17 protein-coding genes are annotated in these 14058 nt (G+C 49.5%); all 17 read right to left on the bottom strand.

Going from position 1 to position 14058, the window contains the following annotated elements:
• Positions 1 to 24 precede the first annotated feature (24 nt).
• A complete protein-coding gene (gene rpsQ, locus IC804_RS10485) occupies positions 25 to 288 on the bottom strand; it encodes a 30S ribosomal protein S17 (RefSeq protein WP_008881935.1) in 264 nt (87 codons plus the stop codon).
• Positions 289 to 310: 22 nt separating this feature from the next.
• Positions 311 to 511, bottom strand: coding sequence for a 50S ribosomal protein L29 (gene rpmC, locus IC804_RS10480; protein WP_008881936.1), 201 nt, complete (start codon positions 509 to 511; stop codon positions 311 to 313).
• Positions 511 to 936, bottom strand: a complete 426-nt coding sequence (gene rplP, locus IC804_RS10475) for a 50S ribosomal protein L16 (RefSeq protein ID WP_008881937.1) — start codon at positions 934 to 936, stop codon at positions 511 to 513. Before rplP ends, rpmC begins: the two co-directional genes overlap by 1 nt.
• 2 nt (positions 937 to 938) lie before the next feature.
• Positions 939 to 1595, bottom strand: coding sequence for a 30S ribosomal protein S3 (rpsC, locus tag IC804_RS10470; protein ID WP_008881938.1), 657 nt, complete (start codon positions 1593 to 1595; stop codon positions 939 to 941).
• A gap of 3 nt (positions 1596 to 1598) precedes the next feature.
• Positions 1599 to 1940: a 50S ribosomal protein L22 gene (gene rplV / locus IC804_RS10465; RefSeq protein WP_008881939.1), complete on the bottom strand. Its 342-nt coding sequence runs from the start codon at positions 1938 to 1940 to the stop codon at positions 1599 to 1601.
• Between the two features lie 18 nt (positions 1941 to 1958).
• Positions 1959 to 2237 carry a 30S ribosomal protein S19 gene (gene rpsS / locus IC804_RS10460; protein ID WP_008881940.1) on the bottom strand — a complete coding sequence of 93 codons (279 nt, stop codon included), beginning with the start codon at positions 2235 to 2237 and terminating at the stop codon, positions 1959 to 1961.
• Between the two features lie 33 nt (positions 2238 to 2270).
• Complete coding sequence (gene rplB / locus IC804_RS10455) at positions 2271 to 3101, bottom strand: 50S ribosomal protein L2 (protein ID WP_008881941.1); 831 nt, start codon at positions 3099 to 3101, stop codon at positions 2271 to 2273.
• A 27-nt stretch (positions 3102 to 3128) separates the two neighbouring features.
• A complete protein-coding gene (gene rplW / locus IC804_RS10450) occupies positions 3129 to 3416 on the bottom strand; it encodes a 50S ribosomal protein L23 (protein ID WP_008881942.1) in 288 nt (95 codons plus the stop codon).
• Positions 3416 to 4039, bottom strand: a complete 624-nt coding sequence (gene rplD, locus IC804_RS10445) for a 50S ribosomal protein L4 (protein WP_008881943.1) — start codon at positions 4037 to 4039, stop codon at positions 3416 to 3418. Before rplD ends, rplW begins: the two co-directional genes overlap by 1 nt.
• 29 nt (positions 4040 to 4068) lie before the next feature.
• Positions 4069 to 4704 (bottom strand): 50S ribosomal protein L3, encoded by a 636-nt coding sequence (gene rplC, locus IC804_RS10440; protein ID WP_008881944.1) that lies wholly within the window; start codon positions 4702 to 4704, stop codon positions 4069 to 4071.
• Between the two features lie 25 nt (positions 4705 to 4729).
• Complete coding sequence (gene rpsJ, locus IC804_RS10435; RefSeq protein WP_008881945.1) at positions 4730 to 5038, bottom strand: 30S ribosomal protein S10; 309 nt, start codon at positions 5036 to 5038, stop codon at positions 4730 to 4732.
• Positions 5039 to 5465: 427 nt separating this feature from the next.
• Positions 5466 to 6653, bottom strand: coding sequence for an elongation factor Tu (gene tuf / locus IC804_RS10430; protein ID WP_008881946.1), 1188 nt, complete (start codon positions 6651 to 6653; stop codon positions 5466 to 5468).
• 122 nt (positions 6654 to 6775) lie between these two features.
• On the bottom strand, positions 6776 to 8854 hold the full coding sequence (gene fusA, locus IC804_RS10425; RefSeq protein WP_008881947.1) for an elongation factor G: 2079 nt from the start codon (positions 8852 to 8854) through the stop codon (positions 6776 to 6778).
• 190 nt (positions 8855 to 9044) lie between these two features.
• The gene (gene rpsG / locus IC804_RS10420) at positions 9045 to 9515 is read right to left on the bottom strand and encodes a 30S ribosomal protein S7 (protein ID WP_008881948.1); all 471 of its coding nucleotides are present in this window, start codon (positions 9513 to 9515) and stop codon (positions 9045 to 9047) included.
• Positions 9516 to 9554: 39 nt separating this feature from the next.
• A complete protein-coding gene (gene rpsL / locus IC804_RS10415; protein WP_008881949.1) occupies positions 9555 to 9977 on the bottom strand; it encodes a 30S ribosomal protein S12 in 423 nt (140 codons plus the stop codon).
• 90 nt (positions 9978 to 10067) lie between these two features.
• On the bottom strand, positions 10068 to 10316 hold the full coding sequence (locus IC804_RS10410; RefSeq protein ID WP_008881950.1) for a 50S ribosomal protein L7ae-like protein: 249 nt from the start codon (positions 10314 to 10316) through the stop codon (positions 10068 to 10070).
• A 136-nt stretch (positions 10317 to 10452) separates the two neighbouring features.
• A complete protein-coding gene (rpoC, locus tag IC804_RS10405) occupies positions 10453 to 14052 on the bottom strand; it encodes a DNA-directed RNA polymerase subunit beta' (RefSeq protein WP_081157330.1) in 3600 nt (1199 codons plus the stop codon).
• Positions 14053 to 14058: the final 6 nt, after the last annotated feature.

The following is a 14058-nucleotide window of genomic DNA, read 5'->3' as shown; positions in this document are numbered from 1 at the left end:
CTCCCCGAACTAAGTGAAGAACGATTACAGAATAACAGCCTTTTCGACGACTTCTACTAAACGGAAGCGTTTCGTTGCCGACAGCGGGCGAGTTTCCATAATTTTTACGATGTCGCCGACTTTAGCAATGTTATGTTCATCGTGTGCTTTATATTTTTTCGAGTACTTCACGCGTTTGCCGTATAACGGGTGTTTTTTGTACGTTTCAACTAAAACGGTAATCGTTTTGTCCATTTTGTCAGATACAACCCGTCCAACGTACACTTTGCGTTGATTGCGTTCGCTCATTCCGCAAACCTCCTCTCAAACATTATTTATTGGCAGCGAGCTCGCGTTCGCGAATGATCGTTTTCATACGGGCAATGTCTTTGCGCACTTGGCGGATGCGCGCTGTGTTTTCCAGTTGGCCAGTTGCCAGCTGGAAGCGAAGGTTGAATAATTCTTCCTTCAACGATTTAATTTTTTGCTCGATTTCGGCAGTGGTCAAATCACGGATTTCTTTCGCTTTCATTACGCTTCACCACCAGTTTCTTCACGTTTTACGAATTTGCATTTGATCGGAAGTTTGTGAGAAGCCAAACGCAATGCTTCACGTGCTACTTCCTCGGAAACACCCGCCACTTCAAACATTACTTTGCCCGGTTTAACAACAGCAACCCATCCTTCCGGCGCCCCTTTACCGGAACCCATCCGCACTTCAAGCGGCTTAGCTGTATACGGTTTGGATGGGAAAATGCGAATCCATACTTTCCCGCCACGTTTCATGTAACGAGTCATCGCACGGCGGGCTGCCTCGATTTGTCGGTTTGTGATCCAAGCCGATTCTAAGGCTTGCAAACCGAATTCACCGAAATGAACTTCCGTACCGCCTTTTGCGCGACCTTTCATCCGTCCGCGATGTTCACGGCGATATTTGACGCGTTTTGGCATTAACATGATTATTTTCCTCCTTCCTCAGCTTTTTTCTTTGTCGGAAGGACTTCCCCACGATAAATCCATACTTTTACGCCGATTTTTCCGTACGTTGTATCCGCTTCTGCCGTTGCATAGTCGATGTCAGCGCGCAACGTATGGAGTGGAACCGTCCCCTCGCTGTAATGTTCCGAACGAGCGATATCGGCACCGCCTAAACGACCGGAAACCATCGTTTTAATCCCTTTCGCACCAGCGCGCATTGCCCGTTGAATGGCTTGTTTTTGCGCCCGGCGGAACGAAACGCGGTTTTCCAATTGGCGAGCGATATTTTCGGCAACAAGTTTTGCATCCAAATCCGGCTTTTTAATTTCAACGATATTAATGTGGACACGTTTGCCGGTCAATTGCGCGAGCGCTTTGCGGAGCGCTTCAACTTCCGAGCCGCCTTTCCCGATGACCATACCTGGTTTGGCCGTATGGATCGTTACATTGACGCGGTTGGCTGCACGTTCAATCTCCACACGGGAGACGGCCGCGTCTTGCAGGCGTTTGTTAATGTATTCGCGGACTTTTAAGTCCTCGTGCAACAGATCTGCATAGTCTTTTTCCGCATACCATCTCGATTCCCAGTCACGAATGATGCCGATGCGCAGACCGATCGGGTTGACCTTTTGACCCACGGATTATCCCTCCTTCTTTTCTGAAACGACGATTGTAATATGGCTTGTGCGCTTATTAATGGCGCTTGCCTGTCCTCTCGCGCGCGGACGGAAACGTTTCAACGTCGGGCCTTCGTTTACGTACGCTTGAGAAACAACCAAGTTGTTGATATCCATGTCATAGTTATGTTCAGCGTTGGCAACAGCCGATTTCAATACTTTCTCAATGATCGGGGAAGCGGCTTTTGGCGTGTGACGCAAAATAGCGAACGCTTCGCCGACTTTTTTCCCGCGGATCAAATCAATGACTAAGCGTGCTTTACGAGGAGCGATGCGAACAGTTCTCGCAACAGCTTTAGCTTGCATATTCAGAACCTCCTCTCATTACCGTTTTGTTTTCTTGTCGTCACCGGCATGGCCGCGGAACGTGCGCGTCGGCGCAAATTCACCAAGTTTATGCCCGACCATGTCCTCTGTAATGTATACTGGCACATGTTTACGACCGTCATATACGGCGATCGTATGGCCGATAAATTGCGGGAAGATCGTCGAACGACGAGACCATGTTTTGATCACTTGTTTTTGCCCAGTTTCATTGAGCTTCTCGATTTTTTTCATCAAATGTTCATCGCAAAATGGACCTTTTTTCAAGCTGCGACCCATAAGTGAACCTCCCTTCTTAATTGCGCTCGTTCATTACTTCTTGCGGCGACGGATGATGAATTTATCCGATTTGTTTTTCTTTTTGCGCGTTTTGTATCCGAGCGTCGGTTTGCCCCATGGCGTCATCGGCGACTTACGTCCGATTGGTGCTTTACCTTCACCACCACCGTGCGGGTGATCAACCGGGTTCATAACCGAACCGCGAACTGTCGGACGGATGCCTAACCAGCGAGCGCGTCCTGCTTTCCCGATGTTGACAAGTTCATGTTGCTCGTTGCCAACTTCACCGACTGTGGCACGGCATTTACCCAAAATCATACGCACTTCACCGGAAGCTAAGCGGATGATGACATATTTGCCTTCTTTCCCGAGCACTTGCGCCGATGTACCAGCTGCACGCACTAATTGACCGCCACGGCCTGGTTTCAGCTCAATGTTGTGAACGAGTGTACCGACCGGGATGTTTTCAAGCGGAAGTGCGTTACCGACTTTAATGTCCGCGTTCGGACCTGACATGATTTCCATGCCAACTTTTAAGTTTTTCGGCGCGAGAATATAACGTTTCTCACCGTCTGCATAGTTAATGAGCGCGATGTTGGCAGAGCGGTTCGGATCGTATTCGATCGTAGCAACGCGTCCTGGAATTCCGTCTTTGTCACGTTTAAAATCGATAATCCGGTATTGGCGCTTATGGCCACCGCCTTGATGGCGAACCGTAATTTTCCCTTGGTTGTTGCGGCCCGCTTTTTTCTTTAACGGGGCAAGCAGCGATTTTTCCGGCTGATCTGTCGTAATTTCCGAGAAATCAAGCACCGTCATACCGCGACGGCCGTTCGATGTCGGTTTATACTTTTTAATCGCCATCGGAATGTCCCTCCTTCTTCGTTAATATTACACTTCAAACAGTTCGATTTCTTTGCTGTCCGGCGTCAGCGTTACGATCGCTTTGCGGCGACGATTCGTGTAGCCGCTGTAACGGCCAACGCGTTTGAATTTCCCTTTATAGTTCATAATGTTGACTTTTTCGACTTTGACACCAAAGATTTTCTCAACGGCGTCTTTCACTTCCGTTTTGTTCGCTTTGACGTCAACTTCAAACGTATATTTCCGTTGCCCGACCAAGTTCATCGTGTTTTCCGTGATGATGGGGCGCTTAATAATGTCGCGAGGGTCTTTCATTATGCAAGCACCTCCTCTACTTTCTCCACGGCCGCCTTCGTAATGACGAGCTTGTCATGGTTTAACACGTCAAGCACATTGATGCCGTTGGCAGCAACAACTTTGACGCCCGGGATGTTGCGCGCCGACAAATAGACGTTTTCGTTCAACTCGTCGGTTACAATGAGTGCCTTCCGGTCAACCGCGAGGTTATTTAAAATTTTCACCATTTCTTTCGTTTTCGGTGCCTCAAGCGACAGTTGATCTAATACAACGATGTCGTTTTCGAGCACTTTCGACGACAATGCAGATTTGATCGCTAAACGGCGGACTTTTTTCGGCAATTTGTAGCTGTAACTACGCGGAACCGGACCAAAGACCGTACCACCGCCCCGCCATTGTGGAGAACGAATCGAACCTTGGCGAGCACGTCCAGTCCCTTTTTGACGCCATGGTTTGCGGCCGCCGCCGCTCACTTCAGCACGATTTTTCGTTTTATGCGTTCCTTGGCGCATCGAGGCGCGTTGCATAATAACTGCTTCGAACAATACGTGTTTATTCGGTTCAATACCAAAAACGGCATCGTTTAATTCGATTTCTCCGATCGTCTGTCCGTTTTGGTTATATAATGCTACTTTTGGCATTACGTAGTTCCTCCTTTCTTGGCCAGATGTTACTTCGCCTTCGCTTTAACGGCGCTTTTCACGATAACTAATCCTTTTCTCGGACCCGGTACGTTGCCTTTAATGAGCAGCAAGTTGCGTTCTGGGTCGACTTTCACAATCTTCAAGTTTTGGATCGTAACGCGTTCACCGCCCATGCGGCCTGGCAAGTTTTTCGTTTTAAATACGCGGTTCGGTGCGATCGCCCCCATCGAACCTGGACGACGATGGTAACGGGAACCGTGAGCCATTGGTCCGCGCGATTGGCCGTGACGTTTAATGACCCCTTGGAAGCCTTTCCCTTTGGAAATGCCTGTAACATCAACAATGTCGCCTTCGCTGAAAATGTCAACTTTTACTTCTTGGCCAACTTCATACTCATTCACGTTAGCACCGCGGATTTCACGAATGAAGCGCTTAGGTGCCGTGTTTGCTTTGGCAGCATGGCCGATTTGCGGTTTGTTGGCTCGCTTTGTGCTCAAGTCTTCAAATCCTAATTGAATCGCTTCGTAACCGTCGTTTTCGATCGTTTTCTTTTGCAGCACGACGTTTGGCGTCGCTTCGATGACGGTTACCGGAATCAAATCGCCGTTTTCCGCAAATACTTGCGTCATACCGATTTTTCTTCCTAAGATTCCTTTCGTCATTTGTCACACCTCCTAATCGACTAGATTAAAGTTTAATTTCAATATCAACGCCCGACGGCAAATCTAACCGCATCAACGAATCAACTGTTTGCGGAGTCGGATTAATGATGTCGATCAAACGTTTATGTGTCCGCATTTCAAATTGTTCACGGGAGTCTTTGTACTTGTGAACGGCACGCAAAATCGTATAAACCGTTCTTTCCGTCGGCAGCGGGATCGGACCCGATACCTTTGCCCCAGAACGTTTTGCGGTTTCGACGATTTTCTCCGCCGATTGGTCTAAAATTCGATGATCATAAGCTTTTAAACGAATGCGAATTTTTTCTTTTGCCATTTGGTTTCCCTCCTTCTTCGCCTATTTTGAAAATAGACTTCTCCACGGAAATTTCCTGCACAGGGCTGTGGCAAAGCAGCCGGGTGTGTCAGCAACCTTCCGCTTCATCGCAGTCAAAGACCAACATTTGATATTATACCTGTATGTAAGCGAGATTGCAAGTCATTTCTTCGCTTTTCCCACACTTCTTCATTATACATAGCCACTGCCTCGTTTTCAACACAATGCCTAGACGATGAAGTTGGGAAAGCCCACCGCCAAAAGAATAGCAACGGCATGATGAAGCCGTTGCTGTTCGGTACCACTTCCGATCCGGAACGCTCACCAGCACCTTCACGGATTAAGAATTTCTTAGACTTCTAATAAAACGAAATGTCTAGCTAAAAGAAAAAGGATGTCCATCAACTGGACATCCTTTTTTCATTGATTACTCAATGATTTCCGATACGGAACCAGCACCAACCGTGCGGCCGCCTTCACGGATCGAGAATTTCGTACCTTCTTCGATCGCGATCGGAGCGATCAGTTCAACCGTCATTTCAACGTTGTCGCCAGGCATAACCATTTCAACGCCTTCTGGAAGCGTGATGATGCCCGTTACGTCCGTTGTACGGAAGTAGAATTGCGGACGGTAGTTCGAGAAGAACGGAGTATGGCGTCCGCCTTCTTCTTTCGTCAGAACGTAAACTTGTGCTTTAAATTTCGTGTGTGGCGTGATCGAGCCCGGTTTCGCCAATACTTGACCGCGCTCAACTTCGTCACGCGATACACCGCGGAGAAGCGCACCGATGTTGTCACCAGCTTCTGCTTGGTCGAGAAGCTTACGGAACATTTCTACACCCGTAACAGTCGTCGATTTCGGCTCGTCCGAAAGACCGATGATTTCAACCGGGTCACCAACTTTTAACGTACCGCGCTCAACACGGCCCGTTGCAACCGTACCACGACCCGTGATCGAGAAGACGTCCTCAACCGGCATCATGAACGGTTTGTCTACTTCACGTTGCGGAGTTGGGATGTACTCGTCAACCGCGTTCATCAGTTCAACGATTTTTTCTTCCCATTGTGCATCGCCTTCGAGCGCTTTTAATGCCGAACCTTTGATAACCGGCACTTCGTCGCCCGGGAAGTCATATTCAGAAAGAAGATCGCGAACTTCCATTTCAACGAGTTCAAGCAATTCTTCGTCGTCCACCATGTCGCATTTGTTCAAGAAAACAACGATGTACGGAACACCGACTTGGCGGGAAAGAAGAATGTGTTCGCGAGTTTGCGGCATCGGACCGTCAGCAGCCGATACAACAAGGATCGCGCCGTCCATTTGCGCCGCGCCCGTGATCATGTTTTTCACGTAGTCAGCGTGGCCCGGGCAGTCAACGTGCGCATAGTGACGGTTTTCTGTTTCATACTCAACGTGAGCCGTCGAAATCGTGATTCCGCGTTCACGCTCTTCCGGAGCAGCGTCGATTTGGTCGTACGCTCTCGCTTCTGCTTTACCTTGTTTCGCAAGAACTGTCGTGATCGCAGCTGTCAACGTCGTTTTCCCATGGTCAACGTGGCCGATCGTGCCAATGTTGACGTGCGGTTTCGTACGCTCAAATTTCGCTTTAGCCATGAGAAAGATCCTCCTTAAATAAAATATGGATTGATATAGTTAAGTAATTATAGGATGCTTGGGAACAAGATGTTCCCAAGTCTTACATAAGTATTTATAGCGAAACTAGCAAGAGAAATCAATTATTCGCCTTTATTTTTTTTGATAATTTCATCGGCGATGTTTTTCGGAACTTCTTCGTAATGGTCAAATACCATCGAGAACGTTCCACGCCCTTGCGTGTTCGAACGGAGCGATGTTGCATAACCGAACATTTCGGCCAGCGGCACCATTGCACGAACAACTTGGGCGTTTCCGCGCGCTTCCATCCCTTCGACGCGACCGCGGCGGGATGTGATGTCACCCATAATGTCGCCGAGGTATTCTTCAGGGATGACGACTTCTACTTTCATGATCGGTTCAAGCAGAACCGGTTCACACTTCGCTGCCGCGTTTTTCAACGCCATCGAAGCAGCAATTTTGAACGCCATCTCACTCGAGTCGACATCATGGTACGATCCATCAAACAGTTTCGCTTTGATGTCAACAACCGGGTAGCCAGCTAAGACACCGTTTTGCATCGCTTCTTCCAATCCAGCTTGAACAGCCGGCACGTACTCTTTCGGAACAACCCCACCGACGATCGCATTTTCAAATTCAAAGCCTTTACCGCGTTCGTTCGGTGTGAATTCGATCCAAACGTGACCGTACTGACCACGACCACCGGACTGGCGAATAAATTTTCCTTCGACTTGAGCCGATTGACGGAACGTTTCACGGTAAGCAACTTGCGGTGCACCAACGTTCGCCTCGACTTTGAATTCGCGACGCATCCGGTCGACGATAATGTCCAAGTGCAGCTCGCCCATCCCGGAAATGATCGTTTGTCCTGTTTCCGGATCGGTATGCGCACGGAATGTCGGGTCTTCCTCTTGCAGTTTTTGCAATGCTTGACCCATCTTATCTTGGTCGGCTTTCGATTTCGGTTCGATCGCCACCGAGATAACCGGCTCTGGGAATTGCATCGACTCTAAGATGACAAGATTTTTCTCATCACATAGAGTATCGCCGGTCGTTGTTTCTTTTAAACCTACTGCTGCCGCAATATCACCGGCATAGACTGTCGAAATTTCTTGACGGTGGTTCGCATGCATTTGCAGCAAGCGACCGATCCGTTCACGTTTCCGTTTCGTTGAGTTCATGACGTAAGAACCGGAATCAAGCGTTCCGGAGTAGACGCGGAAGAACGTCAACTTCCCAACGTACGGGTCAGTCATAATTTTGAATGCCAACGCGGAGAACGGAGCGTCATCGCGTGCTTCGCGAGCCACTTCTTCTTCCGTATCCGGAATGATACCGCGAATCGCCGGGATATCTAACGGAGACGGCAAGTAGTCGACAACCCCGTCAAGAAGCAGCTGAACACCTTTGTTTTTAAAAGCTGAACCGCAGAAGACTGGATAGAATTCAACGTTGATCGTCGCCTTACGGATTGCGGCTTTCAGCTCTTCTTTCGTAATTTCTTCTCCTTCTAAATATTTCATCATCAGCTCTTCATCGAGTTCCGCAACGGCCTCAATGAGCTTGCCATGATATTCTTCCGCTAAATCGCGGTAGTCTTCCGGAATTTCGATGCGTTCGATGTTTTTGCCAAGGTCGTCGTGGTAATGGTATGCACACATTTCCACGAGGTCAATAATGCCGGTGAATTGGTCTTCAGCGCCGATCGGCAACTGCACCGGGTAGGCATTCGCTTGTAAGCGGTCATGGAGCGTTTTTACCGCATACAAGAAGTCCGCACCGATTTTGTCCATTTTGTTGACGAATACAATCCGCGGAACACCATATGTAGTCGCTTGACGCCAAACTGTTTCCGTTTGCGGTTCTACACCAGATTGGGCGTCAAGAACCGTAATGGCTCCGTCCAACACGCGCAACGAACGTTCAACCTCAACCGTGAAGTCGACGTGCCCTGGCGTGTCGATGATGTTGATGCGATGGCCTTTCCATTGCGCCGTTGTCGCCGCCGACGTAATCGTAATCCCGCGCTCTTGCTCTTGTTCCATCCAGTCCATCGTAGCTGAGCCTTCATGCGTTTCCCCGATTTTATGAACGCGGCCTGTGTAGAACAGGATTCGTTCCGTCGTCGTCGTTTTTCCGGCGTCAATGTGCGCCATGATCCCTATGTTACGAGTGTTTTCTAAGGAGAACTCTCTTGCCATAGTGGTTATTTTCTCCTTCCTTACAATATAAAATATAAGTAGATGGCGACGCCATCTATGGCGCAACTCTCTTTGAATTGATTAAGAGAAGCTAGATGCATGCAGCTGAAAGGGCCACAATATACAGGAAGATAGGTGAACAGGCAACATCACGCGTGCCTTCTCACCTATTTCCTTTGAGCAGCGCTCCTTACCAGCGGTAATGAGCAAACGCTTTGTTCGCTTCAGCCATTTTATGCGTATCTTCGCGTTTTTTCACTGCTGCACCCGTGTTGTTGGCTGCATCCATAATCTCGTTCGCCAAGCGTTCTTCCATCGTTTTTTCACCGCGGAGACGGGAATATTGCACGAGCCAGCGCAATCCGAGGGAAACGCGACGATCCGGACGAACTTCGACCGGAACTTGGTAGTTCGCCCCACCAACGCGGCGAGCGCGTACTTCCAACACTGGCATAACGTTTTTCAACGCTTGTTCGAACACTTCCATTGGATCTTTACCCGTGCGTTCACGGATAATATCAAACGCAGTGTAAAGAATTTTTTGTGCTTTCGATTTTTTTCCGTCGATCATGATTTTATTGATCAAACGGGTGACAAGTTTCGAGTTGTAAATCGGATCTGGCAATACGTCACGTTTAGCAACTGGGCCTCTACGTGGCATAGTTTTTCCTCCTTTCAGGAAAAAATTCTCTTCACTTCATTATTTTTTCGCTGCTTTTGGCTTTTTCGCGCCGTATTTCGAACGACCTTGCATCCGGTTTGCTACGCCCGCTGTATCCAATGCACCACGAACGATATGGTAGCGTACCCCTGGCAAGTCTTTAACACGTCCGCCACGGATGAGCACGACGCTGTGTTCTTGCAAGTTATGGCCGATTCCCGGGATGTAAGCCGTCACTTCAATCCCGTTCGTCAGGCGGACACGGGCATATTTCCGAAGCGCCGAGTTCGGTTTTTTCGGCGTCATCGTGCCGACACGCGTACATACGCCGCGTTTTTGTGGAGACGACACGTTCGTTTGCTCTTTTTTGAAGCTGTTGTACCCTTTGTTCAATGCAGGGGATTTTGACTTAAATACTTTTTTCTGGCGCCCTTTACGGACCAGTTGGTTAATTGTAGGCATGAAAAAATCCTCCTTTCACACGTATCGTTTAAGCCCACATATCCAGGTGGTTCATCGTTTATGCAAACAAAGGTTTTAAAGGTAAAGCAATCAACGGAGGATCGCTACCGCAGCTGCACCAACTTGGATTTTACATGCCTTGCCGAGTTTTTTCATCGAATCGACTTTCGTGATCGGCACGTTCGCCTCATTGGCTGCTGCCATCACTTTTTCGATAATCGGCAAATCGGCATCTTCTGCCACGATCACTTCCGCTGCCTTTCCTTCCTTTAAAGCCCTTATCGTTTGTTTGGTTCCAATGACGATTTTCCCAGCCTGTAATACTTTTTCATAAGACATGTAACATATCCTCCAAAGTACCAGGTTGTTGGAACACCTTTATTAGACTACCACTTTCTCTGTTCGTTGTCAACTGAATTTTTTCATCAAGGAAGAGCCGGCCAAGGGCACCTTAGCCGGCCATCCCCGTTACTTTTTAATTAGATGGAACGGTATCATTAGCCGTTTCCTTCTTGACGGCAGGTTTTACGTTGCGGTAGCGGACCATGCCTGTTCCCGCCGGGACAAGTTTGCCGATAATGACGTTTTCTTTCAAGCCGAGCAGCTCATCCCGTTTTCCTTTGATCGCTGCATCGGTCAAGACGCGCGTCGTTTCTTGGAACGAAGCGGCCGACAAGAACGAATCCGTTTCAAGCGACGCTTTCGTAATACCGAGCAGCACCGGGCGGGCTGTTGCTGGCCGCTTTCCTTCCCGAATAGCTTGAGCGTTGACATCCGTGAACTGATGAACGTCCAAAAGCGTGCCTGGCAACACATCTGTATCGCCGGCATCGATAACGCGCACTTTGCGCAGCATTTGTCGCACCATGACTTCAATGTGCTTATCGCTAATTTCAACCCCTTGCATCCGGTACACTTTTTGCACTTCACGGAGCAAGTATTCTTGGACAGACGTAATATCACGCACGCGCAACAACTGTTTCGGGTCGACCGAACCTTCCGTCAGCTCTTGGCCGCGTTCAACGTGTTGCCCTTCTTCGACTTTCAGGCGTGCATTGTACGGAGCCACATAAGAGCGTGTCTCCACTTCGCTTTGCACGACGATTTCATATTGATTGTCGCGCGTTTCATTAATCGCAACGACCGTGCCGTCAATTTCCGAGATGACGGCTTGCCCTTTCGGGTTGCGTGCTTCAAACAGCTCTTGTACCCGAGGCAAACCTTGAGTGATATCGTCCCCAGCAACACCGCCCGTATGGAACGTCCGCATCGTCAACTGCGTACCCGGCTCACCGATTGATTGGGCAGCGATGATGCCGACCGCCTCGCCAACTTCAACATCCATACCTGTCGCCATGTTGCGGCCGTAACATTTTTTGCACACACCATGGCGCGTGTTGCAAGCAAAGACAGAACGAATCCATACTTCGGTAATGCCAGCCTTGATGATCTCATTGGCGATATCTTCTGTGATCATCTCATCTTTGCGGACGATCACTTCACCCGTTTCCGGATGGTGCACCGTCTTGTGCGCATAGCGGCCGACAAGACGCTCTTCAAGCTTGACGACAACTTCCGTGCCGTCCGTTAACGCCCGCGCCAAAATGCCGCGATCCGTGCCGCAATCTTCTTCACGGACGATGACATCTTGCGCCACGTCAACAAGACGTCTCGTGAGATAACCTGAGTCGGCCGTTTTCAACGCCGTATCCGCCAACCCTTTGCGCGCGCCGTGCGTCGAGATAAAGTACTCCAATACCGTTAAGCCTTCACGGAACGACGATTTGATCGGCAGCTCGATAATCCGGCCGGCCGGGTTAGCCATTAAACCGCGCATCCCTGCGAGCTGCGTAAAGTTCGAGGCGTTACCGCGCGCCCCGGAATCGCTCATCATAAAGATCGGGTTGCGCTTATCGAGCGATTTCATCAACCGATCTTGAATTTTATCTTTCGCCGCACTCCAAACAGAGATGACGCGCTCATACCGTTCTTCGTCGGTAATCAATCCGCGGCGGAACTGTTTCAACACGGTGTCGACTTTCGCTTGAGCTTCATCCAAAATTTCTTGTTTTTCCGGCAGAACGACGATATCGGAAACACCAATCGTAATACCGGCTTTCGTTGAGTATTGGAAACCGAGATCTTTCATGCGGTCGAGCATCTTTGATGTTTCGGTAATTTTGAACCGCTTAAATACTTCGGCGATAATTTGCCCAAGCACTTTTTTCTTAAACGGCGGCACGAGTTCGCGCTTGCGGATCTCTTCGCGCACGTCGACCCCTTTATCCAAGAAGTACTTATCCGGCGTCCGCCCTTCGATATTTTCCGTCGTCGGCTCGTTAATGTACGGGAACGACTTCGGCAAAATTTCATTGAAAATGAGTTTTCCAACCGTCGTCAGCAACAGCTTGTTGTTTTGTTCCGGAGTAAACGTTTCGTTTTTCAGCGAGCCGGCATGGATAGCGATGCGTGAATGGAGATGGACATAGCCGTTATGATAAGCAAGCAGCGCTTCGTCCGTATCCTTGAATACCATGCCCTCGCCGATTGCCCCTTCGCGTTCCATCGTCAAGTAATAGTTTCCTAAAACCATGTCCTGCGAAGGCGTAACGACCGGTTTTCCATCTTTCGGGTTCAAAATGTTTTGCGCCGCCAGCATCAACAAACGCGCTTCAGCTTGTGCTTCAGCGGACAGCGGCACGTGCACCGCCATTTGGTCGCCGTCAAAGTCCGCGTTGTACGCCGTACAAACGAGCGGATGAAGACGGATCGCACGCCCCTCGACAAGCGTCGGCTCAAACGCCTGAATACCGAGGCGGTGAAGCGTCGGAGCACGGTTTAACAGCACCGGATGTTCTTTAATGACATCTTCAAGCACATCCCATACTTCCGGATGCACGCGCTCAATTTTCCGCTTCGCGCTTTTAATGTTGTGCGCCAAGCCCCGCTCAACGAGTTCTTTCATGACGAACGGCTTAAACAGCTCGAGCGCCATTTCTTTCGGCAGTCCGCATTGATACATTTTTAAGTTTGGACCGACTACAATAACCGAACGACCAGAGTAGTCGACCCGTTTACCGAGCAAGTTTTGCCGGAAGCGCCCTTGCTTTCCTTTCAGCATATGGGAAAGCGACTTTAACGGGCGGTTCCCCGGCCCAGTTACTGGGCGGCCGCGGCGGCCGTTGTCGATCAAAGCATCGACTGCCTCTTGCAACATCCGCTTCTCGTTTTGCACGATGATGTTCGGTGCGCCAAGGTCAAGCAACCGTTTCAACCGGTTGTTGCGGTTGATGACACGGCGGTATAAATCGTTTAAGTCCGATGTCGCAAACCGTCCGCCATCGAGCTGAACCATCGGGCGGAGTTCCGGCGGAATGACCGGCAGCACATCAAGCACCATCCAAGCTGGATCATTCCCGGAGCTGCGGAATGACTCAAGCACCTCAAGTCGTTTAATAATGCGGGCGCGCCGTTGCCCTTGCGCTGTTTTCAGCTCTTCTTTCAGTGTGGCCACTTCTTTATCCAAGTCAATGTCTTGGAGCAGCTTTTTAATCGCCTCAGCCCCCATTGATGCTTGGAACGATTGACCATATTTCTCGCGATAGGCGCGGTATTCTTTTTCCGACAACAGCTGTTTTTTCTCCAGCGGCGTATCACCTGGGTCGGTGACGACGTAAGAAGCAAAGTAAATAACTTCCTCAAGCGCCCGCGGCGACATATCAAGCACAAGACCCATCCGGCTCGGGATGCCTTTAAAATACCAAATGTGCGAAACCGGAGCGGCGAGCTCGATATGGCCCATCCGTTCACGGCGGACTTTGGAACGCGTCACTTCGACGCCGCAACGGTCACAAACAACCCCTTTGTAGCGGACGCGCTTATATTTGCCGCAATGGCACTCCCAGTCTTTCGTCGGGCCGAAAATGCGCTCGCAAAATAGTCCGTCTTTTTCCGGCTTTAACGTCCGATAGTTGATCGTTTCTGGTTTTTTAACCTCACCGTACGACCAGGAACGAATTTTCTCCGGGGAAGCGAGCCCGATTTTCATGTACTCAAACTTATTGACATCTAGCAAGGGGTA

Origin of the sequence: Geobacillus sp. 47C-IIb, assembly GCF_014679705.1 — a bacterium.
GTDB lineage: Bacteria > Bacillota > Bacilli > Bacillales > Anoxybacillaceae > Geobacillus > Geobacillus thermodenitrificans.
The sequence above is the reverse complement of the archived record's forward strand: the minus strand, read 5'-3'. Positions and strand labels throughout refer to the sequence as shown.

Excerpts from the sequence above, each read along its gene's own strand:
- IC804_RS10410 (WP_008881950.1), bottom strand. The coding sequence starts at position 10,316 with ATGTCTTATGAAAAAGTATTACAGGCTGGGAAAATCGTCATTGGAACC.
- rpsQ (WP_008881935.1), bottom strand. The coding sequence starts at position 288 with ATGAGCGAACGCAATCAACGCAAAGTGTACGTTGGACGGGTTGTATCT.
- rplW (WP_008881942.1), bottom strand. The coding sequence starts at position 3,416 with ATGAAAGACCCTCGCGACATTATTAAGCGCCCCATCATCACGGAAAAC.
- rplV (WP_008881939.1), bottom strand. The coding sequence starts at position 1,940 with ATGCAAGCTAAAGCTGTTGCGAGAACTGTTCGCATCGCTCCTCGTAAA.
- rpsS (WP_008881940.1), bottom strand. The coding sequence starts at position 2,237 with ATGGGTCGCAGCTTGAAAAAAGGTCCATTTTGCGATGAACATTTGATG.
- rplB (WP_008881941.1), bottom strand. The coding sequence starts at position 3,101 with ATGGCGATTAAAAAGTATAAACCGACATCGAACGGCCGTCGCGGTATG.
- fusA (WP_008881947.1), bottom strand. The coding sequence starts at position 8,854 with ATGGCAAGAGAGTTCTCCTTAGAAAACACTCGTAACATAGGGATCATG.
- rplD (WP_008881943.1), bottom strand. The coding sequence starts at position 4,039 with ATGCCAAAAGTAGCATTATATAACCAAAACGGACAGACGATCGGAGAA.
- rpmC (WP_008881936.1), bottom strand. The coding sequence starts at position 511 with ATGAAAGCGAAAGAAATCCGTGATTTGACCACTGCCGAAATCGAGCAA.
- rpsL (WP_008881949.1), bottom strand. The coding sequence starts at position 9,977 with ATGCCTACAATTAACCAACTGGTCCGTAAAGGGCGCCAGAAAAAAGTA.
- rpsG (WP_008881948.1), bottom strand. The coding sequence starts at position 9,515 with ATGCCACGTAGAGGCCCAGTTGCTAAACGTGACGTATTGCCAGATCCG.
- tuf (WP_008881946.1), bottom strand. The coding sequence starts at position 6,653 with ATGGCTAAAGCGAAATTTGAGCGTACGAAACCGCACGTCAACATTGGC.
- rpsJ (WP_008881945.1), bottom strand. The coding sequence starts at position 5,038 with ATGGCAAAAGAAAAAATTCGCATTCGTTTAAAAGCTTATGATCATCGA.
- rplC (WP_008881944.1), bottom strand. The coding sequence starts at position 4,704 with ATGACGAAAGGAATCTTAGGAAGAAAAATCGGTATGACGCAAGTATTT.
- rplP (WP_008881937.1), bottom strand. The coding sequence starts at position 936 with ATGTTAATGCCAAAACGCGTCAAATATCGCCGTGAACATCGCGGACGG.